Origin of the sequence: Leucobacter sp. NPDC015123, assembly GCF_043080205.1 — a bacterium.
Classification (GTDB): Bacteria; Actinomycetota; Actinomycetes; order Actinomycetales; family Microbacteriaceae; genus Leucobacter; species Leucobacter aridicollis_A.
This window is the reverse complement of the sequence record NZ_JBIBVH010000003.1, coordinates 137996-159242: the sequence shown is the minus strand read 5'-3', so window position 1 is coordinate 159242 and position 21247 is coordinate 137996. Positions and strand designations below refer to the sequence as shown.

The 21247-nt window shown below is 61.7% G+C and carries 25 protein-coding genes and 5 tRNA genes; 5 read left to right on the top strand and 25 right to left on the bottom strand.

Annotated features, from left to right (window positions below):
* Nucleotides 1-82: 82 nt before the first annotated feature.
* Nucleotides 83-2827 carry a phage tail tape measure protein gene (locus ACF07D_RS07455; RefSeq protein ID WP_391504454.1) on the bottom strand — a complete coding sequence of 915 codons (2745 nt, stop codon included), beginning with the start codon at nt 2825-2827 and terminating at the stop codon, nt 83-85.
* A 41-nt stretch (nt 2828-2868) separates the two neighbouring features.
* On the opposite strand from ACF07D_RS07455, the gene ACF07D_RS07450 reads away from it, so the two are divergent.
* Entirely contained in the window at nt 2869-3063 is a 195-nt protein-coding gene (locus ACF07D_RS07450) for a hypothetical protein (RefSeq protein WP_391504453.1), read from the top strand.
* Here ACF07D_RS07450 and ACF07D_RS07445 read toward each other — a convergent pair.
* From ACF07D_RS07445 to ACF07D_RS07330, 24 genes are all read right to left on the bottom strand, one after another.
* On the bottom strand, nt 3036-3425 hold the full coding sequence (locus tag ACF07D_RS07445; protein WP_391504452.1) for a hypothetical protein: 390 nt from the start codon (nt 3423-3425) through the stop codon (nt 3036-3038). The two genes, ACF07D_RS07450 and ACF07D_RS07445, sit on opposite strands and share 28 nt — an antisense overlap.
* A 29-nt stretch (nt 3426-3454) precedes the next feature.
* Nucleotides 3455-3865 (bottom strand): hypothetical protein, encoded by a 411-nt coding sequence (locus ACF07D_RS07440; protein ID WP_391504451.1) that lies wholly within the window; start codon nt 3863-3865, stop codon nt 3455-3457.
* An 81-nt stretch (nt 3866-3946) separates the two neighbouring features.
* Nucleotides 3947-4456, bottom strand: coding sequence for a hypothetical protein (locus ACF07D_RS07435; RefSeq protein ID WP_391504450.1), 510 nt, complete (start codon nt 4454-4456; stop codon nt 3947-3949).
* Nucleotides 4457-4458: 2 nt separating this feature from the next.
* Nucleotides 4459-4647, bottom strand: coding sequence for a hypothetical protein (locus ACF07D_RS07430; protein ID WP_259122670.1), 189 nt, complete (start codon nt 4645-4647; stop codon nt 4459-4461).
* Between the two features lie 29 nt (nt 4648-4676).
* Nucleotides 4677-5066: a hypothetical protein gene (locus ACF07D_RS07425; RefSeq protein WP_391504449.1), complete on the bottom strand. Its 390-nt coding sequence runs from the start codon at nt 5064-5066 to the stop codon at nt 4677-4679.
* Complete coding sequence (locus ACF07D_RS07420; RefSeq protein ID WP_391504448.1) at nt 5063-5464, bottom strand: hypothetical protein; 402 nt, start codon at nt 5462-5464, stop codon at nt 5063-5065. The genes ACF07D_RS07425 and ACF07D_RS07420 overlap by 4 nt, the downstream gene beginning before the upstream one ends.
* Complete coding sequence (locus ACF07D_RS07415; protein WP_391504447.1) at nt 5454-5816, bottom strand: DUF6093 family protein; 363 nt, start codon at nt 5814-5816, stop codon at nt 5454-5456. The genes ACF07D_RS07420 and ACF07D_RS07415 overlap by 11 nt, the downstream gene beginning before the upstream one ends.
* A 29-nt stretch (nt 5817-5845) precedes the next feature.
* Nucleotides 5846-6403 (bottom strand): hypothetical protein, encoded by a 558-nt coding sequence (locus ACF07D_RS07410; RefSeq protein ID WP_391504446.1) that lies wholly within the window; start codon nt 6401-6403, stop codon nt 5846-5848.
* Between the two features lie 14 nt (nt 6404-6417).
* Nucleotides 6418-7353, bottom strand: a complete 936-nt coding sequence (locus ACF07D_RS07405) for a hypothetical protein (protein ID WP_391504445.1) — start codon at nt 7351-7353, stop codon at nt 6418-6420.
* A 9-nt stretch (nt 7354-7362) separates the two neighbouring features.
* The gene (locus ACF07D_RS07400) at nt 7363-7971 is read right to left on the bottom strand and encodes a hypothetical protein (RefSeq protein ID WP_391504444.1); all 609 of its coding nucleotides are present in this window, start codon (nt 7969-7971) and stop codon (nt 7363-7365) included.
* A gap of 89 nt (nt 7972-8060) precedes the next feature.
* Complete coding sequence (locus tag ACF07D_RS07395) at nt 8061-9350, bottom strand: hypothetical protein (protein ID WP_391504443.1); 1290 nt, start codon at nt 9348-9350, stop codon at nt 8061-8063.
* Nucleotides 9247-10776 carry a phage portal protein gene (locus ACF07D_RS07390; RefSeq protein WP_391504442.1) on the bottom strand — a complete coding sequence of 510 codons (1530 nt, stop codon included), beginning with the start codon at nt 10774-10776 and terminating at the stop codon, nt 9247-9249. Before ACF07D_RS07390 ends, ACF07D_RS07395 begins: the two co-directional genes overlap by 104 nt.
* Before the next feature lie 11 nt (nt 10777-10787).
* On the bottom strand, nt 10788-12449 hold the full coding sequence (locus tag ACF07D_RS07385) for a hypothetical protein (protein WP_391504441.1): 1662 nt from the start codon (nt 12447-12449) through the stop codon (nt 10788-10790).
* A complete protein-coding gene (locus ACF07D_RS07380; protein ID WP_391504440.1) occupies nt 12436-12912 on the bottom strand; it encodes a hypothetical protein in 477 nt (158 codons plus the stop codon). The genes ACF07D_RS07385 and ACF07D_RS07380 overlap by 14 nt, the downstream gene beginning before the upstream one ends.
* Nucleotides 12913-13581: 669 nt before the next feature.
* A complete protein-coding gene (locus ACF07D_RS07375) occupies nt 13582-13821 on the bottom strand; it encodes a hypothetical protein (RefSeq protein ID WP_391504439.1) in 240 nt (79 codons plus the stop codon).
* Nucleotides 13822-13915: 94 nt separating this feature from the next.
* The gene (locus ACF07D_RS07370; RefSeq protein WP_391504683.1) at nt 13916-14206 is read right to left on the bottom strand and encodes an HNH endonuclease; all 291 of its coding nucleotides are present in this window, start codon (nt 14204-14206) and stop codon (nt 13916-13918) included.
* A 375-nt stretch (nt 14207-14581) separates the two neighbouring features.
* Nucleotides 14582-15862 carry a helix-turn-helix domain-containing protein gene (locus tag ACF07D_RS07365; RefSeq protein ID WP_391504438.1) on the bottom strand — a complete coding sequence of 427 codons (1281 nt, stop codon included), beginning with the start codon at nt 15860-15862 and terminating at the stop codon, nt 14582-14584.
* A gap of 171 nt (nt 15863-16033) precedes the next feature.
* Nucleotides 16034-16615: a hypothetical protein gene (locus tag ACF07D_RS07360; RefSeq protein WP_391504437.1), complete on the bottom strand. Its 582-nt coding sequence runs from the start codon at nt 16613-16615 to the stop codon at nt 16034-16036.
* A 178-nt stretch (nt 16616-16793) separates the two neighbouring features.
* Nucleotides 16794-17222: a DUF4145 domain-containing protein gene (locus ACF07D_RS07355; RefSeq protein WP_391504436.1), complete on the bottom strand. Its 429-nt coding sequence runs from the start codon at nt 17220-17222 to the stop codon at nt 16794-16796.
* 722 nt (nt 17223-17944) lie between these two features.
* A tRNA-Trp gene (locus ACF07D_RS07350) sits at nt 17945-18017 on the bottom strand.
* A 200-nt stretch (nt 18018-18217) separates the two neighbouring features.
* A complete protein-coding gene (locus tag ACF07D_RS07345) occupies nt 18218-18430 on the bottom strand; it encodes a helix-turn-helix domain-containing protein (protein ID WP_391504435.1) in 213 nt (70 codons plus the stop codon).
* A complete protein-coding gene (locus ACF07D_RS07340) occupies nt 18372-18947 on the bottom strand; it encodes a hypothetical protein (protein WP_391504434.1) in 576 nt (191 codons plus the stop codon). Before ACF07D_RS07340 ends, ACF07D_RS07345 begins: the two co-directional genes overlap by 59 nt.
* A gap of 249 nt (nt 18948-19196) precedes the next feature.
* Nucleotides 19197-19272, bottom strand: a tRNA-Val gene (locus ACF07D_RS07335).
* Between the two features lie 110 nt (nt 19273-19382).
* Nucleotides 19383-20405, bottom strand: coding sequence for a hypothetical protein (locus ACF07D_RS07330; RefSeq protein WP_391504433.1), 1023 nt, complete (start codon nt 20403-20405; stop codon nt 19383-19385).
* Between the two features lie 156 nt (nt 20406-20561).
* Here ACF07D_RS07330 and ACF07D_RS07325 point away from each other — a divergent pair.
* The 4 genes from ACF07D_RS07325 to ACF07D_RS07310 all read left to right on the top strand — a co-directional run bounded on the left by ACF07D_RS07325 (nt 20562) and on the right by ACF07D_RS07310 (nt 21246).
* A tRNA-Gly gene (locus ACF07D_RS07325) sits at nt 20562-20634 on the top strand.
* A 48-nt stretch (nt 20635-20682) separates the two neighbouring features.
* Nucleotides 20683-20756, top strand: a tRNA-Cys gene (locus ACF07D_RS07320).
* Between the two features lie 25 nt (nt 20757-20781).
* Nucleotides 20782-20853 (top strand) — tRNA-Val (locus ACF07D_RS07315).
* A gap of 111 nt (nt 20854-20964) precedes the next feature.
* On the top strand, nt 20965-21246 hold the full coding sequence (locus tag ACF07D_RS07310) for a hypothetical protein (RefSeq protein ID WP_119283816.1): 282 nt from the start codon (nt 20965-20967) through the stop codon (nt 21244-21246).
* Nucleotide 21247 lies beyond the last annotated feature (1 nt).

Below are 21247 nucleotides of genomic sequence, written 5' to 3'. Positions count from 1 at the left end.
TGCGGCGTACCCATCAACCCGACACCAAACAGATCACCACGGAACTCGAGCGACCGAGACCCGACAGACAGAATCCAAGACATCAATACCCCGCCATCCGGCCCGCACGAGCCTGCTCGGTCGCATAACCATCGATCTTCGCGTCAGCAACCTGCCCAGCCTTCGCCAGCAAGTACTCACCCGTAAACGGGTTCTGCACATACACAACGGGCGCAACTGCTGTTCCGACGCCGTCCATGCCGAGCCTGCGCCCGGTCTCCTGCCAGATTTGCCGGTTCCGATCACGCTGGTCCGGTTTCCCCGAGATGTACGCTTCCCAGATCGTCTCCGGCTCAGCGAACTTGTGAATCGGAGTGCCGCCCTTGTAGATGCCAGACGCGAAACCACCATCCGCATAGGCGGCGATCCCGCCGTCAGCGTAGGCGTACATGCCTCCGTCCGCGTTGCCGTCGCTGAGCTGCCGCGTCACACGTTCCGTGATCTGCAACACCGTGCCCACCACCGGCTGAACAGCGCTGAGAGCCGCGATATACGCGTCCACGTTCGCTCGAGCATCAGCGGTGTCTGCCACAAACTTCGTCACCTTCTCAGGCGAGATCAGATTCAACTGGTCAACATACGCCGCAGCAGCGTCACGGGTACTGAAGTAGGGCGCAAGGATGTCGGTGAGTTTCTGCCGGCCTTCTTCGAGCTTTGCATTCATCGCAGCTTGGTCGCCCGTTGCCTCGTACACGCTCGCAGCAGCACGGTTCGTCGCCTCAGCGACAGCATCAAGCGCCGCCTCGTTCTTCCGGCCAGCCTCAGACGAGATGTCAAAGTTGTTGCCGTTCTCGCCGAGGCTGTCCGACAGCGAAAGAAGCGAATCCTCGAGCTGACGGTTCGCTTCACGCATGTCAAAGATCGGGTCGTTGTAACCACGGATCTCGTCCGCGAGTGCGGCAATAGCCTCCTGCGTCTCACCAGCGGTCGAGGCAAGATCGCTGAGAGATCCCGTTTGATCCTCGACTGCTCCAACCGATTCCTCGGAGGCGCTCGTGCTCTTGCCAGTTGCCTCAGCAAGCTCATCATGTCGCGTTTTAGCTTCGGAGAGCACCTTGTTGCTGCCATCCAACGCGTACCCAACATCGACGAGGTCGTCTGACCAGCCCTTCCAATCCGCATTCTCCAACCGGAAGTCGGCATCAGAGCGGAACTTATCGAGCCGGTCATTGACGACCTGCAGCGCTTCAGCGTTCCCAAGCCAGGCCTGAGTCATATCGTCAGCGCCAACACCCAGACGCTTTGCGGCAGACAGTATTCCTTGCTGCTGCAACTCGTTCGCGGCCCACGCCTCGGAGTTCTCTGTGATCGCGCCAGTGGCGCCGTCGAGTGTGTCAGCGAGGGCCTTTGCCTGATTGCTGAGGCGATTCTGTTCCGAAACAAGAATGCCGATGACGCTCGCAGCTGCCGTGACACCGAGAACCCACGGATTTCCGAGAAATCCGATGACTCGTGACGCGCCAGAAGACACAGACGCCATAGTGCCCTCAAGAATGGAAAGTGAGACCTTGAACGCGGCAATCTTTGGCACTGCGATTAGCGCTGCACCGCCGGCCAGCAGGAACCCAGAAGCCAGGAGCCCGCCCCATGCGACAACGGCGCCCATCGGCCCGTCGAGTCCCGAAAGGAGGTCAGCGAAGGCTCCAACACCGTCAGCCACGAACTCGATTGCGGGCAAGAAATGCTCGCCGAGCGAGATCGCTGCATCTACGACACGGTTGCGCATCATGCCGAGCTTCGCAGCGGTCGTCTCGTACCGTTTGTTCGCCTCATCAACGAGCGCAGTGTTCTCAAGGAACGCCTCATTGCCCGTAGCCATAGCAGCAGAGAACTGGTCAGCAGCAGAAGCCGAACGAAGCAGCGCATCACGCATGCGCACTTCACTAATGCCAAGCTCTTCGAGAATGCCAAACGTCGACTTTCCCTGAGCTTCAGCGTTCGCAAGTCCCTTCACGAACGATGCCAGGGCTTCGCCGGGATCATTTCGCCACTGAGCCGCAAACGCCTGCGCGCTCATCCCAGAAACGTCAGCGAACTGTCCGAGGCGTTCGCCCCCCTTGTCGACCGACGACGCGATATCGATCATGACCTTCGACATCGCCGAACCGCCGGCCTCAGCCTCAATACCGACCGAAGACAGCGCGGTAGACAGGCCGAGCACTTGCCCCTCACTCATGCCAATTTGAACGCCAGCACCAGACAGGCGCTGCGCCATCGACAAGATCTCAGCCTCAGTGGTCGCATAGTTGTTGCCGAGCTCAACGAGCGCCGCACCCAGGTTCGACACCTGAGACTGCGACGTACCCATGACATTCACAAACCGCGCGAGCTGCGTTGCGGCCTCCTCGGCAGATAAGTTCGTTGTCTCACCGAGGTCGATCATCGTCTTTGTGAACTCGACCACGTTCGGGGTAGCGATACCGAGCTGACCGGCAGCCTCGGCTACGGCGGCAATCTCACCATGAGCCGCAGGCAGGACCTTTGAGAGCCCGCGCAGACCGGCCTCAACCTCTGCAAGCTGTTCCGGTGAGCCGTCAACTGTCTTCGTGACGCCAGCCCAAGCAGAATCCCAGTCGATTGCAGCCTTGGTGGATAGCGCCAGCCCTGCCGCCATAGCGCCGCCCGCGACCATCGAGGCGCGGCCCATCGTCTCAAAGGCCTTTTCGGTTTGAGCGAGCTTCTCAGCCTCGCTGCCAGTGTCACGCGTCGCCTTCGCAGCCTTCTCCATGCCGGCGATGTAGCCGGCGACCTGGGCCGTGAGAACTACCTTGACTGAGCGGTCCGCCATGAGGCCTCCTAGAAACACGAAAGCCCCGATAAGATCGGGGCATGTCAGAGAAAAACGGTCAGCGCCCCGCCTGGGCATACACGCTCAGCGGCGCGGTAGTGTTCTTCGCGATCAGCACGGTTGCGACCACATTTGACGGCGGGCTGGTGAGCGAGCCGACCATGGCGCTCACCGTCATTGCGTGGATCCTTGGCGCTGGCGGAGCGGTTCAGTTCTTGATGTCGCGTCGCGAGTAGTTGTGGCCTGTCTGGCTTGGCCGCTTCTCGACGCGCCACCTGAGCGCCCCCATGTCGGCGTCAGGGTAAGTCTCCGAGTACCGCTTCTTCTCGCGGTCTAGCGCTTCCTGCGCAAAGTCCTTCACGGGTAGCGGCACGACCCAATCCCACTCGCGGTCCGGGTTCGACGGGTCACCGAGCGGATCAACCGCGACAGACATCTCGTGCCCGTGCGGCCCGACCCGCTGCGCCTCACGAAACGCGATCAGAGACTCGATATCAGCGCGTGACCACTCCGGTTCACGCTCAGTAACAGACGCTTCAAGACGGCCAGCATCGTCATACTCGTAGCGGGTAACAGTGACAGGCTCCCACCCCGACAAACGCCGGGGCGAAACCCCAAGCTCAAGCGCTAGCTCGAGCTCGTCTTGCCGCCACCCGCCAATGCTTTTTTCAGCTCGACCACCCGCCGGTTCGGGTCGGCCATGTTCAACGCCCACCACGTCGCAGCGATCGCACCAATCTCGGTGCCCGAGATGAGCTTGAACAGGTCATCCCAGTCGATCCCAGTCACCACGTCACCATCAGCGGTCAGCAGCCGCGAGTACTGTCGGCACGCGACAAGCGCGGCCCGCTCAGCCTCATACCCCAGACGTGCACCCTTCTCCGTCACGGGCGGGCACTCCGCCATCACGCCAGCCCAGTCCATGCCATCGAGACGACGCACTTCCACATTGAAGAGGTCATCGCCAACAGCGACCGCCACCAGTACCGGCTCAGGCCGCGACTCGCGCGCCTTCGCCAAAGCATCCTTGAAATCCATGACTCCCCGCCACTCTTCCCCGTCAAAGAAAACCCGTGCGGGCGGGGGACAGGGAGAAACCCCACCCGCACGGAGACCCAATTACGGGCCAGCCACGACCTTCACGTCACGGCGGACCTCGCCAACCACGTTGAGCTTCTGGATCTTCTGAAGCTCCGTGTTTGCTGCCGGCGGCACGTCACGCTGAATCGAGCACTGCACCGGGATCACGGTCACCAGCTGGTCAGCAGCAACCTCGGTGCCGTTCGGCAGCGCCATACGCTTCACGATGAAGCCCTTAGTGCCAGGCGTGAGAACGTTACGAACGCCGTCCTCTTCCGTGCCCTGCCACACGTACTTCACCTCGACCGTGTCAGTGATGACACCGTCAAGCTCGAGCGCCTGCGCCAGCGTGTACCGGCCAGACGTGATCGTCGCGACCGTCGTGTCATGAGCAAACCCGTCCGGCGTGAGCCCATACGTCAGCTTCTCCACACCGGAGCCGGTGAGCTCCGAAACCTTCGGCTTCGACGGATCCGCGATCGCGGGCACCCAAAGCACCAGGCCATTGCCATCAGCCGCTGTTCCCGGCTGTACCTCTTCAAGGCTCATAGCTACTCCTTCCCGGCAGGCTTGTTTGCCGGCTTGGCAGGCTTCGCCTGCTTGTAAATGACCGGCCGCGAAACCGCGACAGGTGTCTTGTCGATGACCTTGTACGCCTGCTTGTTGCGGGCGTACGCGGCCTCAGAAATGTCGAACTCGTGCGCCGGCCCTTCGGCGTGACGCACTCGGATGAACCCCATAAGGCCCCCTCAAACACGAAGACCCCGCACTAGGCAGGGTCAGAGATGATGTCGAACTGGGTGATCGCGAACCACAACGGCTTCGGGCCGTCATCATCCAGATCAGGCGGGCGAGACGTCACGAACTCGACCGGAAAGAGCTTCCGGCCAGCAACCTCGAGCGTCTTCCCAGTCAGCAGGTCGACGCGCTCACGCACCCACAGGCACGTGTCCTCGTCGGTACCTACCGAATGCACGGTGACCGTGTACACGTGTCGCCACTGCCCGCCAGAGAACCGCGTCCGCGGCTTATCGGACAGCGCAACAAACACGACCGCATACCGGTCCTTTGTCGCCGCCGAGTACGACTTGAACACGGCCCCAGGAAGCCGCGTCTCGAGCTCCGCCATCACGGCGTCACGGTGCACACGATCGCTCATAGGTTCGACTCCTTCAACGCGTCGTCAACAGCAAGTGCGAGGCCGTGCTCGAAGTCGGCCTCGTTCGCGTGCAACGCCGCCTGCCCGATGCCCTGAGGGGCGTTGTTGCGCGACCCGAACTCGATCAGGTTGCCGAGCGCGCCCTGCCGCCTACCTTTGTCAGGGCCGATCTCTGCCGAGATCACCGAGACGCCAAAGCCCGAGAACCCTTTAATGTCGTAGGTGACAGAAAACGGGAAGGCGGGAGCGTGGAGCATCCCCTTTGATCCGTCGCGCCAGTGGTCTTTCACGTTCCTAGCGCTGACCTCGACCGCTTTGCGGATGTTCTTGCCTGACTTCTCAGGCACCTCACCCAAGTCGCGAGCAAGTTCAGCGAACTCACGCCAGTCAACGCTCATCAAACGCCTCCACTCTGAACCTCAGAGCCGTGCTCTGGGACCCGTCGAAAGGAGCCGTGACGATGAATTGCCGGCCGGCTTGCTCGACGCGAGTCGGGCTAGCATCTACTGTCACAGTGTCGTCTGCCCTCACGCTAGACCCGGTGAGCGGCAAGTGGATCTCCGTGAAGGAGACAGCAAGCAGTTGGGATCCTGCTTCAACGTCCCGCGCGACAGTCGACGGATGCTTGATGCGACAACGCCCTGAGTACACCACCACTTGTGTTGTGATCCACTCGCCGAGTTCCTCATCCCAGGCCTTCTCGCCTGGGCGAGTGATCGTGCATTCATCAAGCATCCGGGATTCAGCCATGCGGCGCCCCATGCCGAGCACTCCGCCGATCATGAGTGCACGTCCACTTGTGTGACCGTCCCTCGCCCGTACGACTGTTTCAGCCCGTCGAGCGTGACCTTGGGCAGCGTCAGCCCTGTCCCTTCGCCGCCGTCCGCGAACGCGATCTTGAAGTCATCGAGCGCGACGGACGACAGCCCGCCGATCGACAACCCCAACTGCGCTTCAACGAGCAGCAACTGCTGAGACACGAGCGCGCAGCACAAAGCTACGAGGTCACGCGGAGCCTCCGAATAGCCGAACGTGAACGTCACATCCACTTTCGAGTCGGAGCCGACACGGATCCGTCCTGGGCGTTCCTCGAACGCCACCGGAACCCCACCGCGCTCTACCGCGTCAATCGACACGACAGGCCATTGCGGGAGATCCACCCAGCCGGCAGACGGCCAGTCCGAAAACGTGACCGTCTGCCGTGGGGCGACCTGCTGCCCGATCTCTCGCTGCAGGTAGGCGGTGGCGTCCGCGAGGAGCTCATCGAGCCATTCAGACTCTGCCTGTGAGAACTCACGCTTGAGGCGTTTGCTCAGATCTTTGGCTTCAGCGAACACCAGTCACCTCCGTGCTACGGGGTCGGGGACCCGGCCATGACGACCATCTGCGACCCGGTGCCGGGCTCGTACGCCTCGACGGTTGCGGTCGCGATGCCCTCGGGGATCGTGACCTTCGCGCCGTACACGTTGAGGCCCTTGACGAAGTCGTCGAAGCCCTTCTCGCGACGTCCAGCCTCGGTCTTGAGGATCTGGTTCGCGAAGGTGAAGGCACCGGGGACGCCGGCGATGAGGACCTTGTCGTCCTTGCCAGCGCCGCTGCCACCGAGCGTCGGCACAGCCGTGGTGCGCATGATGTCGAACCCGGCAGCACGGTAGACGACGCCGTTGCGGCGCACGTCCGAGTTGCCAGACGCGTCGACGCGCATGAACCGGTCGTCCTTTGCCACCGCGGCGATGAAGCCGGGGTCGACCACAACGTAGCGGCCTTCCTCGGGTGCATCCTGGTCGTCGAGCTTGAGCCCGAGCTCCACGAGCACGTCGTACGCGGTGATCTGGCCGGCGCCGGCCATCTGCGTGCCGCCCGACACGATCTTCTGGCGGCCCAGCTTGTTGTCGGCGTGTGCGCCCGCCTTCAGGAGGCCACCGGCGAAGGTGTCCGACTTGCGGCGGAGCTGCAGCGACGCGCGGGTCAGGGCAGGACCGCCAAGCTCGCCCTTGGCCTGCACCTTGTCGACGTCGTTCACGTAGAACGCGAAGTAGTCGCCCTGGTCGATCTTGAGTTCCTGATCGGTCGTGCCAAGGTCATCGAAGGTGATGTCCTGGCTGCGGTCGTACGTGCGCACGTCCGGGTCGCCGATCTGGTTGATGTGGACAGTGTCGCCCTGGTTCGCGATCTCGCCCTCGTAGTCGCGGTTCGCGACTGACGGCTGCGTGTAGACGAGGTTCTCGTCGTACTTCTCGAGCAGCTTCGCGGCCCAGAGTTCGGGGATGAACGATGCAACAGACATAGTTGCTCCTTACTTGGTCTTGCCCTTGAGGCGGTCCAGACGGCCTTCCTTATCGGCCTTGAGGATCGCCTGCGGGGTCATGTTCTTGAGGTCGTCACGAGTGAGCTGGGAGGGCGCCGCCGCCTTGCCGCGGGCGCCCTGGTCAGCAGTACCTTCGAACCTGGACGGGGCCAGGTCGGGGTACTCTTCCAGGACCGCATCGAGCGCGGCCGCGATTCCGTCCGCATCTACCTCGCCGTCGTCGTCAACCTCGATGCCCTCGAGATCGACAAGCTTTGCGGCGATGCGCGGATCCTTCACTCGCTTAGCTGCAGCAGATCGGAACTCGGCCGCGATGAGGCGCTTGTTCGCCTTCGCGGTTGCCTCGGCTGCGGCATCACGCCGCGCGTCATCGAGCGCTTTCTCGTCCGCGGACTTGTCGCGGTCGGCTCGCTCCTGCTCGAGTTCCCTGGAACGTTTCTCGGCAGCCTTGCGGGCAGCGCGTTCCTTCTGCAGTGCAGTCTTGAGGCCGGCAGTCGGATCTTCGACTACTTCCTCGGTGTTGACTTCCTCCGGCGCCTCAACGGCATCGGTTTCGGTCTCTTCGGTCTCGACCGTCTCAGTCGTTTCCGTATCCATTCGGGTTCACCCCTCCATCTAGCGAAAACCACACCCGGCGGGTATGGCGTTTGCCCCCGGAGGGGCGACCACACATCTCGTGTGGAAGTTCAAAGCCCAAGCAGCCTGGCGAGCTCACGCACCTGGTCGGGTGAGACCGCTTGGTCGTAGGCGATAGCTACCTGCCGTTGCAGCGTCTCTCGCGCCCGCGCAGCCTCAGCAGGCGTGATGGGCCTGAGGCCGAGCCCACGGTCTGCGCTGTTCGCGCCGACACTGTTTGGCCGGTACCCGGCCTCCGCCCACTGCGCGCGATAGTGCGCGTCATACAGGCGGCGTTCTGCGGCTGTCATAGTTGATCGATTCAGCGGGTCGCGCTGTCCTGAAGTGACCGCGTCAAACGTCGATGCACGTTTCGTCGTGACCACCTGTCCACCAACGGTGTACGCGCCACGGCCGCGCCCGGCCGCGAGAACGCGCCCTGCGGGGTCGTTCCCAAGGATGTTGCCGCCAGGGGTTTGGGGGCCGGTGATGTAGCCGTGGTAGCGGAGGTTCTCGATCACGAACTTCCGGTCGCGGTCGTGCGTGTAGATGTCTTCGACGGTGCGCCGGTATGGGGTGCCGTAGCTGCGGTTCCCTGAGGCGGTGCCGAGACCGCGTGTGCGGACGTTTCCGACACGGTAGATGTCCGAGCCGTCACGTATTGCCTGCGCGCCATGCTTCCCGAAGAGCCTGTTCTGGCCGGCCTTGTCCAGGCTATTGAAGTAGGCGTAGGGGTCTGTGGTGAGGTCGCCGGCGACTTGCTCCGACGCTGGAATGTGGATGCAGTCACAGTTCGGGTGGCGCTGGAAGCCCTGATTCCACAGGAAGCGTTTCCCGGCGAGGATCACGCAGCGGTCGCACGACGGCGGGTTCAGCATGCGCACGTAGCCGGTGAGCTGTGGGCGCTGCACCATGTCGGTGTGGAAGACGTCACGGCGGGTATCTGCGAGCATCGTTAGCGTCACGCCTGACAGCCATGCGGAGGCCTGCGCACGAGCTTCAAGCCCGGTCGCACCGCCGGCAACGGCCTGTTTTGCGACGATAGGTAGCCGGTCGAGTGTGTCCTGAACCAGGTACCCGTTCGGTGCTACTTCCAGAAACGCGGCCGGCACGAGCGCGCCAGACGGTGTGCTGTGCTGTCGTGTCTCCGCGAGCACTTCGGACGTGTACGGGATTGCGGCGTGGATGGCGGCAGCACGGCCCAGCTGCATCGTCTCGATCGCTCGAGCTCGAATCTGCCGCCACCCTTCGGAGAAGTCAGTCCCCGTCTTCGCCCAGAGGCGCGTCACCGCTGAGACCGTAGCCGCGGTGATCTGCTGCTGCCTCTTGTACTGCTGAATCGCCGCCTGCGGAGTCGCCATCGTCGCCCCCATACGGTCGCATCGCAGCAGCAAGCTGCGGATCGTCCAGTTCCTCTTCACGCATCTGCAAGATCCGCGCAATCGTTGACGGGCTATGGCCCTCTTGCTCGAGCAAGAACTCGAACGGGTACCCCATCTGCCGCTTCTTCAACAGCGCGTCAGCAAGCTGCGACTGTGAACGGATCTCGCGGTCCTTCCACACGATCGTTGCGAGCTGGGCCTTGCCGGCAAGCTTCTGATCGTTGCGTACGAGCGCGACAAGTCGCAGCACTTCGCGGATCGCCGGGTTCGTGAACGTGATGAACTCGTTCGCCTTCTGAACGAGCCCGATCTCAGCCGCGGTGAGTGCATCACCGGACAGGTTCGAGAGTCCCTTGTTCGCAACCAGGTAGTGCGGGGGAGTGCGAGTCTGCGCGGCAATGTGCCCGACACCGATCTCGATGGTGTTCGTGAACACCGCGAGCTCAGCAGCCGGCCACGAGTCGATCTTCGCGTTCTCGCCCTGCAGAAACAGCAGACGCTTCTCCGCGAGATCCTTCATCTCGACCGGACGCGACCCAATGACTTTGCCAGTGTCATCAAGAATCGGGATCGTGGGCGGCCCGGTAGCGGTCGCGACCCTCGCAGGCATCGACGCGTAGTCGGCTGCGAGGAACAGGTACGCCCACAACAGGTTGATGGCGTCCTGCATCGGCTTCACGCCACGGATCTCCGACACGGGCTCGCCGAGCAATGTCGGACGGTTCGCGAGCTCTACGACCGGGACGATGCCAAGCGGGTTGCTGATTGGCCACACGTCATCGCGGCTTCCGGTGCGAGGTTCCCACCCGCCGCCAGAACTCGCCTCAGAGCGGGCCTGCGCGGCCTGCGCCTCACGATCGTTCTTGACCTCGGGACGCTTCCGTTTCCATTTGAAGACGGAGTCTGCCGTGTAGAGAGTCGCGAACTCGTCCGTGTCGTCCACCCACGTTTTGAGGGCGGCCTTTCGCAGGCGCGGGTTCTCCCAGTCGTACTCGATCTCGACGTGTGCCGGGTGCTCGACCGTGACGAGCGGCTCACCAGCCCTGTCGGCCCACACCATGATGTAGGAGCGTGACGTGGTGAGCGCGGTGACAGCCCCTTGAGAGAACTGTGAGTCGAACTCATTCCTGCGAAGCTCGTCCCACAGCTTCGACGCAGCCTTCCGGCCAATCCCCGAGACACCGATCGGATCGAGACGCTCAGCCTCGGCGTTCACGACAGTGCCGCACCAGTTGTCCGAGAATCCTGCGTAGCGGGTCGCGTTTGCCTTGCGCCACTCTTCTGTAGCGAATGACAGCGGCTGCTCGCCACGGTAGTACTTCTCGTCATCCAGGACGGTCTGCCGGCGGGCGGAGAGCCGCTCGTAAATGCGGTCGCGGAGCTTCTCTGCTTGGAGGATATTCACGCGGCCTCCAATCAGTAGTAGACGTAGTTCGTGTCGTCGGTCTGGTTGCGGGCGCCGCTTGCGATTGCGTCCATGACGGCTTCGTGTGCAAGGACTGACGACATCGCGTAGTCGATCTTTTGGTGCTGTTCGGGTTTGCCGATCGTGTACTTGCGGATCTTCGTGACCGGGTCGACGTTGCCGGCCCGGATGACCGCGTTTCGGAGGTGTGTTGCCACGACCTCGTCTCCGTCGTGAGTGAACTCCGTGTCGGCGTTGTACACGTCGGTACGGAATCGCTCGAGCGCGGAGTGCATCTGCGACGGACGGTTCGTGAACCACTTCAGGAACACCTTCTCGCCAAACTCTGCAGCGAGTAGGTCAATCTCTGTCGTCCAGAACGGCGGATCCAGGTAGGCGCGCACGATCTCGAATTCGGTCGCGACTTCCCGGAACGCTGCCATCACCTCAGACCGTGGGACTCGCTGCTGCCAGTCGCGCGGATCCCACAGTGTCGGCTTCCGGTCGTCCCCGTAGCGGGGCGTGAACTGGTACTGGTCGAGTGTCTCCGCACGAATGCCGGTGAGGTCGTCCGAGTCTGACCCGTCAAACCCGAGACAGATCTTCGTGCGCGGCTTCACCGTGACCGGGGAGGCAGCGACGCGCTCTTCCCACTTCGCCATTTCCAGCCACGAGCCACGGCCAGCAACGATCCGGTTCCCGAAGAAGCGTTCCGCCTCCGCAGGGTCGGTCTCCATCAGCGCGACCGACTCAGCCTCGACCGTTCGCAGGTCAACCCACGGGGACGACGCATAGTTCCATTTGAAGATCAGCTCGCGGTCCTTCTTGAGCTTGAAGTTCCACGCGGCCGGCGGCGGGTAGTGATGCTTCAGGATGTCCTTCTGCTTCGACTCCATTTGCCGCTGCAGCACACTGTTCTCGGCCGGGTCGTACGGGTTAGACGAATGCGAGATCCTGCCGCCCATACCGCCAGCGCCACGACGAAGGGTGCGCTCGAACTTGGCCATGTTGTTCGAGTCAGTCCACAGGCCTGTCTCGTCACATTTGCCGGCAGAGATTCGCGCACCGAGCTTGCCGTCGGCCTTCGAAGTGACGATCTCGATACGCGAATCACGGTTCCCGTTCGGGTGCCGGATGAACGCCTCGCCAGTCTTCGGGATGACGTTCGCGAGCGGACCGAGGTCGATCATCGGAACAAGAGCGCCCCACGTGTTCTCGACCTGATCTTCCACCACCGCGGCAAGCTGGATCCGGGGAGTTGCCCACGGGCGCCCCTTCGGCTCACCTTCGATGTAGAAGTAGGGGTCGTGCATGCACTCGCACTTGGGGAACGGGCACTCGTACCGTTCGCCCTCGACAGCGCGGCCTCCGTACAAGGCGGGCCCCACGAACTCGAGGCACGTCTCAGCGGCCACACCGGGGCTCTTGCCTACCTTCTGCGCAGCGACCCAGAGGCCAACACGGTACACGAACGCTGCAGCACGATCTCCGAGCTTCGCGCCTGGCTGTATGCGCCCCCAGTTCGCCAGATACACGCTGTGATCGAGCGACGGCACGAACGCCTCGCCGGCGTCGTCTCCATCTGGGATGACGCAGTGATGCTCAATCCACCAGATCCACAAATGCCCTAGCGTTTCGGTGCGGGGCGGGATGACGTAGTCAGGCTTCTTCAACCTTCACCGCCTCCAACCACGAACCGGTACCGGTCTGCTTCTTCACACCGCCCCTCGGCGGTTTTGGATCCGGGACAGGCTCACCGGCCGGCGTTTCAAACACCCAGCCGTTCTGCAACATCCCAGAAGTCGAGATACCAAGCTCCGCTTCCATGCGGATCGCGGCAGTCTTGAGGCCAGAGTTCGAGTTCTGCCCCGTGGACTCCATGTAGGCACGCACATACGCCGCCACCTGGTCAGCCAGACCAAGCCGAGCCCACATCACCGCCTGCGGCTTCACCCACAAGCGCTCCCACATCGCCAACTCGGCCTCACGGACTGCCTCAGTCTCGGCTGCGTCGAACTCGCGAATCTTCTTGCCGTCCGAGAAGTACTCGTCGTACTGCGACAGCTTCGGCAACGGATACTCCGGAGCAACAACACTGTGCTCGAGCGGCAGAATCGTGAACTCGCGCCCATTCACCAGAGAGGTACGTGAAAGAGGGTCAGGAGCAGGCCCAGAACGAGCCCTACGGCCACCAGAAGCCATGCTGCACCTCCGGGGTGGTCAGCCCCTTCCCGGGGCATTCTGAAACATTTTGAACCCCTCTGACGTTTTTTCGCCCTCCCCGGCGGTACTTCGCCTTGGCGCTGGCCTGGGGGTACCCCCTGGGTGTTTGTTGGGGTGTGGTGGGGGCTATGCCTTGTTCCAGCCGCCTGGTTGGTTGGCTGCTGTGGCTTTGGCGTGGCATGGTTCGCAGAGGCCGCGTCCGTAGTGTGGGTCGTTGGGGTTGAGGTTGAGTTCGATGAGTTCGTCTCGTCCGTGTGGGTGGTGGTCAGCTACGTTGCTGGGGCGGAGGTGGCAGGCGACGCAGACGGGGTCGCGTTGGATGACTGCGGTTCGGAATGCGCGGTGTCCTTTGCTGTTGTATCCGCGTTGGGCGGCTGTTCCTCTGGCCTTATCGGCTATGGCCTTGTGGGTAGGGCATCGGCTGCCCTGGCTGCTGGGGTAGATGGTCGGGCAGCCAGGGTTGCTGCAGACCCTCACCGTTGTCCCTCGGTGTATCGGTCGCCGCGGTACTCCTCGTCACAACAGAGAAGAGCAGCACGGGTGGACGGGTAGACGGCGCCACACTCAGCACAGGTGCGATGGTCAGTCATCGGTGATGCTCCCTACGGATCGGCGTTGCGCTAAGAAGTAAGCCAGTCCCATCGTTGTCACGGCAGACTGCCCGTCAGGTACGACGTCGACGACATGCGAGTGGCCGTCGTCTCCATCAAGCGGTACCCGCTCGGCGATGAGAACCCATGATGCCGCTAGTGAGTCATCGTGCTCGTCAGCGATGTGCGCGCGCACGGCTTCGTCCAGTGCGGCCTTGGTTATTTCACTCATCGTCGCCTGCTTCGTTGGTGTCGAGATCCCAGTCGCCCTCTGCGGGCGGTGTTGGTAGGTCGATCGGTCGTGTCATGGTCTTCACTGTCGCCTCCTACAGGATGGTGAGCGATGCGAGGTCGAACCCGTCTTCAGTGGCTGCCTTTTGCGTGCCACCAACCCAAACCACTCGGCGAGCTCGCCACTCGGTGATGAACTTGATCTGCTTATTTCGATTGCATCTCTTGCATGATGGAGCCAGGTTCCCAACCGAGTGCCTGCCTCCACGAGCGATCGGAATGATGTGGTGCCATTCGAGCGGGTTGCTCGTGGAGAACGGTTCAGCGCAGTACGTGCAGACGTTTCGTGCGTGGTGTAGGGCTCGCCTGTAATCGCGGGGCGTCACTGAGAACGTGCCGTTGCCGGCCCGCGCTGCGCGCCTCTTAGCCGCAGTAAGCCGGCGTTCCTCTTTGTCGGGCACATACGTCTGCCTGTACCGCCTGCGCTTTTCCGCAATGCGCTCAGCGTTAGTGGCCCGGTACTTGGCGTCGTAAGCCTGCTTGCGTCGCCTATTGTCGGCCTGCCATTTGCAGGCGCGAGCAATAGCGTCTTCAGCCACCTCGGGGTATCGTGCCTGATCGTACTTCCTCTTTAGGGTGCGCTTGCACTCGAGTTCGCACCACCTGCGGTCCTTCCGCTGTGCTTGAAAGCCGGCACCACAGTTCGCGCAGACAGACTGAATCAAAGCCACGCTCCCTTTGAAGCAAGTGGCTTGACTCAGCTAGAGAATCGTTAGCGACCCCAGGTCAAAGCCTTCTGCTGTGATGTCGAAGACAAGAACGCCAGGATCGGAGTCTCTGCCTTGGTTGTTGCGGTACCAGTCGCTCCCGTTGTCGAGCGTGGGAGCGCCCATGCACCATCGCTGTCTGCCGGTTGTGGGGTTACGCCCAGCGACGTTCATTGAGAAGCTGTGGTAGTGACCGTGGACCAGAACATCTGCGGTCGCTACTGCTTGTGCGCCGAACGTCTGCTTCTCCCACCATGTGATTGCTTGGCCTGGCCCGAACTGGTTGCCGTGCACGAGGCCGACGCGTGTGCCGTTGATGTCGATGACTGCGGACTCGTCGTACTCTGCGGAGGCGTGGAACGTGATGTCGAGGCCGGCCGCTTCGGTGATCCTCGCTACCTGTCGGTGCATGAACAGGCCGAGGTCGTCGCCGGGGTTACCGAGGTTCTGCTTAGCATTGCGCCATGCTGTGTGATTCGAGGGAACTCCGAGGACGTTCACTTGCCCGTAGGGGAGCATGACCTTCACCCATTCGAGGAGCTCGGTACCGTACAGGTCGAGCTGCCTAGCGAGTGACAGGTCGTTGGTGAACATGGGGTTGCCGCCCGACTCGAAACCTTCAATGCCGTCGCCGCCATCGAGGAGAACACACTCGTTGGGTGCGCGCTCTGTCAGGAGCGTGGCGAGCTGTGCGCGTTTTGCGATGCTGCGTGCGATGAGCTCGTTTGTTCCTCCGCGGGATGCGACCTTGCCGATCTGTGGGTCGGACCACACAACGACAGTTGTTCGCCCAGACCTCTCGCCTTCGACGTGTTGAGGAGAGGTGTTTGCGGCTGCGTTGAGTGCCGGCAGGTCGAGCGTGATCTCGCGTGCACGTCGGAAGCGTGCCCCGTACGAGTACAGGGTTACAGTGTCACGGTCGCCGTTCTCGAGGCGCTTGGACTGCTGCCAAGCTTTCATCGTGACGGTGTCGTCGACGATCTCGAACTCTTCAGGGTCGAGGCCGAACTGTTCGAAGACGTGTGTCCAGTCGGTTAGCTTCTCGGCTGTCTTGACGTTGGTGAATGAGCCGTCGCCGGTTGCGGCGTTGAGTTCCACCTGAGCTTCGACATCGGTTGGGACGGCGTCGCCTGTGGGGCGGCTCAGGCGCTTCTTCGCGCGGCGCACGGATGCTTCATTGCAGCCGAGTTCGCGTGCGATGGCGGAGTTACTCATGCCCTCTTTGAGGAGGGCGGAGACACGGGCGTCATCGATCTGATGGGCCGGACGATTCATCAATGCCTCCGTTGGTAGGGATCCCCGCGCGCGCACCCAAAGGTCGTGAAGCGTCACGCCGTGAGCGTGCGAATGAATGAATGCCGACGATGCGGCGCGGGGAAGAGTGTGGGGGAATGACAAGACCCCCGGTGGAATTCCGGGGGTCTTGGTCTGAGGCCGTGTGGCGCTCTAGGAAGCGAGAATCTGCTTGGCGACTTCTAGCCCTGCTGGGCCGTCCAGTTCAGGGAGGTTTGCCCATCGCCCGCCTGACACTGTTATTTCAACGCCTGGCACCCAAATTGTGGTTCCAATGACGGCAGAGATGCCGATGTCAACTGTCATCGTGAACGCGTCACCGTTGTTCGCAGTGACCCATTCGTCGCTGACGCGCTCGAAACCCGCCATGCCCTCTAGCGGACTGTAGTCGGGCCGCTCTGAGATCGCCGCGAATCTCACTTCCACCGAGCGAGCATTATCTGGTGTGACGTCCTCCGGTGGCGTATCCCAGCCGCAGTGAATGTCAGTCTCGGAGACGCTGTTCCAGTCGTAAGGGTTGAGGCCTTCGACCCAAGTCGCCACGAACGGTTGTACGTCATCGCAGGATTTGATGTGGGCGAATGAGAAGTCGCCGTCAGCGCTAGTCTGCTCGGCTGGGGCCTTCGAGGTGTCCTCGGCTGGGGCGGGGGTGTCGTGCTGTTCAGCCGGGGCTGAGCATCCAAGAAGTGAAAAAGCGAGAGCGGTCGTTGCACACACTAAAAAGGTCATTCTCATAGCTACAGCATAGGCCGGAAGGTGTAGCCGGCGGGCAAGGCAGCCCGGGCGCCGCGCTTTAAGAGCACACGAACTCGTAGCTCGCCAGAGAAGAGACAGCAATGCGGTGCGGGGATGAAAGAGGGAACGACAAAGCCCCCAAGCTCAGAAGTTCAGGGGTTTCGTTGTGCGGTTTCACTCAGTCGACCGGTTTGCCTCGCCGGGTGAGGATGTCAACGCGGACAGCATCAGCAACGTACACGTCGTCAAGGATCATTCGAGCAAGCTTGAGAACGTCGTCGGCGTCTTCTGCTGTTGGCGGGTCCGTAAGGTCGCCGTGCGCGATGTCATTTCCAATGTGCCGTAGCGCATGAGCAACCTGTTTGACGCCTCGGCGGATATGCCCCTCTTCGTGAAGGTTGTCGATCTTCTTTACGAGGTTGGAGCCGCCAACGTTTTTGAGCTTCGCAGTTGCTTCGATGACACTGCGAGCGAGAAGAAGCACGGCTCTGTATGCGCCGATGCTAAACGCATCGTGCGCCTCCTGGTAGAATCCGGCGATCTCGCCAGGGATGTAATCAGTGTTTGCTTGAACCATCGATGGCGGTGACCATGTGACGTTCTCCATGCGTTCCGCCTCCCTAACAACAGTGTCCCCGCCAATATATTGTTCAAGTAGACTGCTTCGCCTAGCGTTGGCGAGGTCGCCTGTGGCGATGTTGTATTTAAAGCATGCGTCGCATGTTGCTGCTACGGATACTCTTCCAAGCTGGATGGAATATCCGTCGGAAACAGTTGTGCGGGTGTCAAATACGCGGCCATGTCTTGCAGTGAAGTGGGTTTGGTTTCCGCAGAACGCGCATTGATGAGTGAGCATGAACTCATCATGCCTGATTGTTTGGGGCCGCGCATGGTGACCAAACCATGACCCCCAACTCGTCAGACGCTTTAGGAGAGGTCTTCGAGGACATCTCTCCTGAATGGCCTGTTGACGGGAAGTGTGTGGTCGTGAGCCGGTACGTTCTTGCGCCACCGCTTCCGCTCTGATTCGTCCCGGCTTCAATATCCAGGGTCATGTTCGTCAGATAGCGTCCCCGTCACGCCGGGGGAGATGTTGGCGCACTGAAACGAGGCCGCGCCGGATGGCCCCGCGCAGCCCATGCCCTTCGCAGGCCGTCTGCGCTCCTTGAAGACCAGCCCCGTTCTGGGGGCTGTCGAAGATTTGCCACGCGGCCCCACACGGGCTCTTACCTTTGTCCGGCGATGTAGGCCGGCTCATCCTGGCGTGGTCTTCTGCAACGAACGGCCTGCAGGTCAAGGCCGGAAAGCCGGCCCGCATCCGTCGCATTGCGGGTCGTGCAGGTCTCGAACCTGCCACCTCCGGTTTTGGAGACCGGCGCTCTACCAGATGAGCTAACTACCCGAGCACGCGGTGCGGGGGCGGTGAGGCTATGCCACCAGAACCCCGCACGCGGCGGATGAAACCTCGCGGCCTCATGGAGTGCCCGCACCGTTGTGCGAGCTATTGAAATGTGTATTCGGTTGTGGCGATGAAACACCGAAGCCCCCAACGCGTCCGCGTCAGGGGCCTGGTGAGTGGGTATAGAACTCCACCATCTACGATTAGTATGACACATCGGACACTTTGCGTCTACCTTGGCCGCGCGTTTCTCGTTTTGCTTGGTCTATGTCGTCTCGATTGAACAATCTGACACCTAGGGGCTCCCAATCCCTGACACGGCCGGTTGCTGCCCAGCGCCTGATGGTGCGCTGGTCTCTATGCGCTCTTTCGGCGGCTTCGTCGAGCGTCAGCCAGGGCCTTGCGCTTGTTTGCATCTGCTTCCTCCTTGAACATGTCTACGAGCTGCTCGAATTCCTCGAGCGTCATTGAGTAACCGCACGGGCAGTTCACGATTGAGTGATCGCCCTCGAAGCGGGGTGGACGGACGACGAGGGTGAACTGTTCGCATTCGCCGCACATGAGTTCTTGGATGCGGCGCGGCTTGTCTTCCATGGGCCAGCGGTGCATTGCGGTGCTGACCTCGCGGCCGAGGTCGATGAGGAGTGAGGCGCCGAACTTGTCGTTGGCTGCGGCTTCAACGTCTGCCCACTTGTTGAGCTCGTTGGAGATGCGCTGGATCTCGTCGTGCGCGAGCTTCGTTGCCGGGATCGGGATGCCGGGGGAGGAGCTGCTCTCTACTCGCACATCCTCGGCAGAGAATGACACGTTGCCGGCCTCGCGAAGCCACTGCATGAACGCTGATGTCGGGTGTGACAGGTCGTACGCCCAACGCGCCTTGTTGTACTCCCGCATCTCGAGATACCCGACGCCGCCTTCTGGGTGGTCATTCATGTTCGCCCCTTCAAAACGAAAATAGGCCCATCACAAGTCGATGCCACGTTCTCCGTGGGATCTAGTTGTGATGGGCCTAAAGCACCTATTGGAATCAAGTGTACGCATGGGGCACGAAGGCGTCACGTAGGCGTCATCCGGCGTGGCGTATAGCGCCCCGAAGTAATGGCCTGCGACCCGTCTGCTATCCGCGTCTAAATCTGCTGCCCCCAGAAACGAAAGAACCCCTGGCCTGACCAGGGGTTCTTGTGGTGGGCGATGCCAGACTCGAACTGACGACCTCTTCCGTGTGAAGGAAGCGCGCTACCAACTGCGCCAAACGCCCTCACCGCATCTCCTGCGGCAACTCGATAAGCATACACATTTGCCGCCTTCGATGCACATTGCGTTGCTCACGGGGCGAGCCGCGGTGAGCAGTGGCAAGCGAGCCGCGGTCTACGCCTGCTCCACGGGGCTCGCTGGGGGAGTGAACGTGCTGTCAAGCACATCATTGAGCTCGACGCTCACGTCGTTGAGTTTTACGAGCTCCTCACGAAGCGCGTTAAACCGATCGGTATCGGCCTGGATCTCCTGGCGCACTGCGTCAAGGCCCTCCTGGCGGGCAAGAAGCTCGCCGCGGAGAGAGTCGAAAAGCTCCTTGTTGCCAGAAAACTCGTAGCGTTCATTCCGCTCTCGGAACTCAGCCGCGTCAGCATTGAACTGCTGAACGGCAATGTCGTACGTTGCACTGCGGTCTTCGATGTCCGAGCGAAGTGACTCAAGCTCGGCGCTCAACCGCTCAGCCTCGGCTTTCAACTCGACGAACACGCTGTGGTAACCGTCGTACCAGTCGACAATCACCGACCGATCCTCAAACCACCTCGCGTAGTGCTCTTCGAGGGTAGGGGAAAGATCACGAACCTCCGTGCCAAACACTGAATGGAGCTCGTTCGCAAACGCTGAGCGTGAGAGGCTCTCGTAGACACTCATTCGCTGCTCGAAGTCTGTGTCCGTCGCTGCCCGCTCATCGTACTCAGCGATGAGGGTCTCGGTGAGGGCAGCACGCTCGTCCTGGCTCATGCGCGACCACGCCGCGTGCAGGAGTTCGTGAGCGGCTGTCGTTTCGACGACCCCAGTGAGGCGGTTGTCGGTGACCTCAAAGAGGCGGATTCGCCGCTCCGCAAAACAGCCGAGGACGTGACCCTCCTCGGTGTGGTCGACTCCCGCACACCACTCGTTGAACTCGTCGCGGCCCCCGATTGTCGGCTGCGATGCAAGAAAGACTCGTTCGCCGGTGCTACTGAGCTCAATCTCACCGCGTATTTGGTCAATGCGCGGCGTCGGCTCGAAAGATGCCGCGAGGAAGTGGTCGCGAATCTCACCGCGATATGAGTACGCAACGAGTCCGCCAGCAGCAACAGCGACAACAAGTGCGACCGCAACCCCCTGCGCGACGCGCTTTCCAACAGTTCCTGCCATAGGGGCAATCGTAGCTAGAGAAGTCGGAAAACCGCCTGATAACAACGTTTCCAACGGGTAACGAAAGCGCGACGCGCCCGGCGAGCAGGGCCGAATTTGCGTGCGGACCCCGAGCTGTATAAAGTTATACACGTCGCCAAGCACGGCGGCGAAAATGCGGATGTGGCGCAGCTGGTAGCGCACAACCTTGCCAAGGTTGGGGTCGCGAGTTCGAATCTCGTCATCCGCTCTGGTGGCCGAGAGCAATCTCGGCCGCTTTTGGTGGCAAAACACTTACGGTGGCGTGGCCGAGAGGCGAGGCAGCGGCCTGCAAAGCCGTATACACGGGTTCGAATCCCGTCGCCACCTCCACCACAATTGAATAGCCTTACAGAAGGCGCGATTGGCGCAGCGGTAGCGCGCTTCCCTGACACGGAAGAGGTCACTGGTTCGATCCCAGTATCGCGCACAGATAAGACCCCCGGTTCCTGCCGGGGGTTTTTGTTTTGCGTGATGCTGATCTGCAGCGGTGCCGGCGGAGCGCAAGCACTTCGCTCGGAGAACTCGCTACGCTAACTACATGCTTCGCGCCACGATCAGACTCATTGAGACGATTGAACTTGAAGTGGCAGGAACGTCACTTGAAGAAGTACACGCACAGCTGACAGACAGATGCCCACCCGGGTTCGACCTCGTAAAGGCGCCCGTGCGCATGGGCAAAACGGGCGGGCAGATCTCTGCACTCGGCACATATCACCGCCGCGACACTCACCAGGAGATCACCGCTGCCTCGGTGGAGGAACTCACCGCACTGGTTCCGGAGGGGTGGGCGATGCTTCACCTGCAAACCGTTCCCGCCTAAC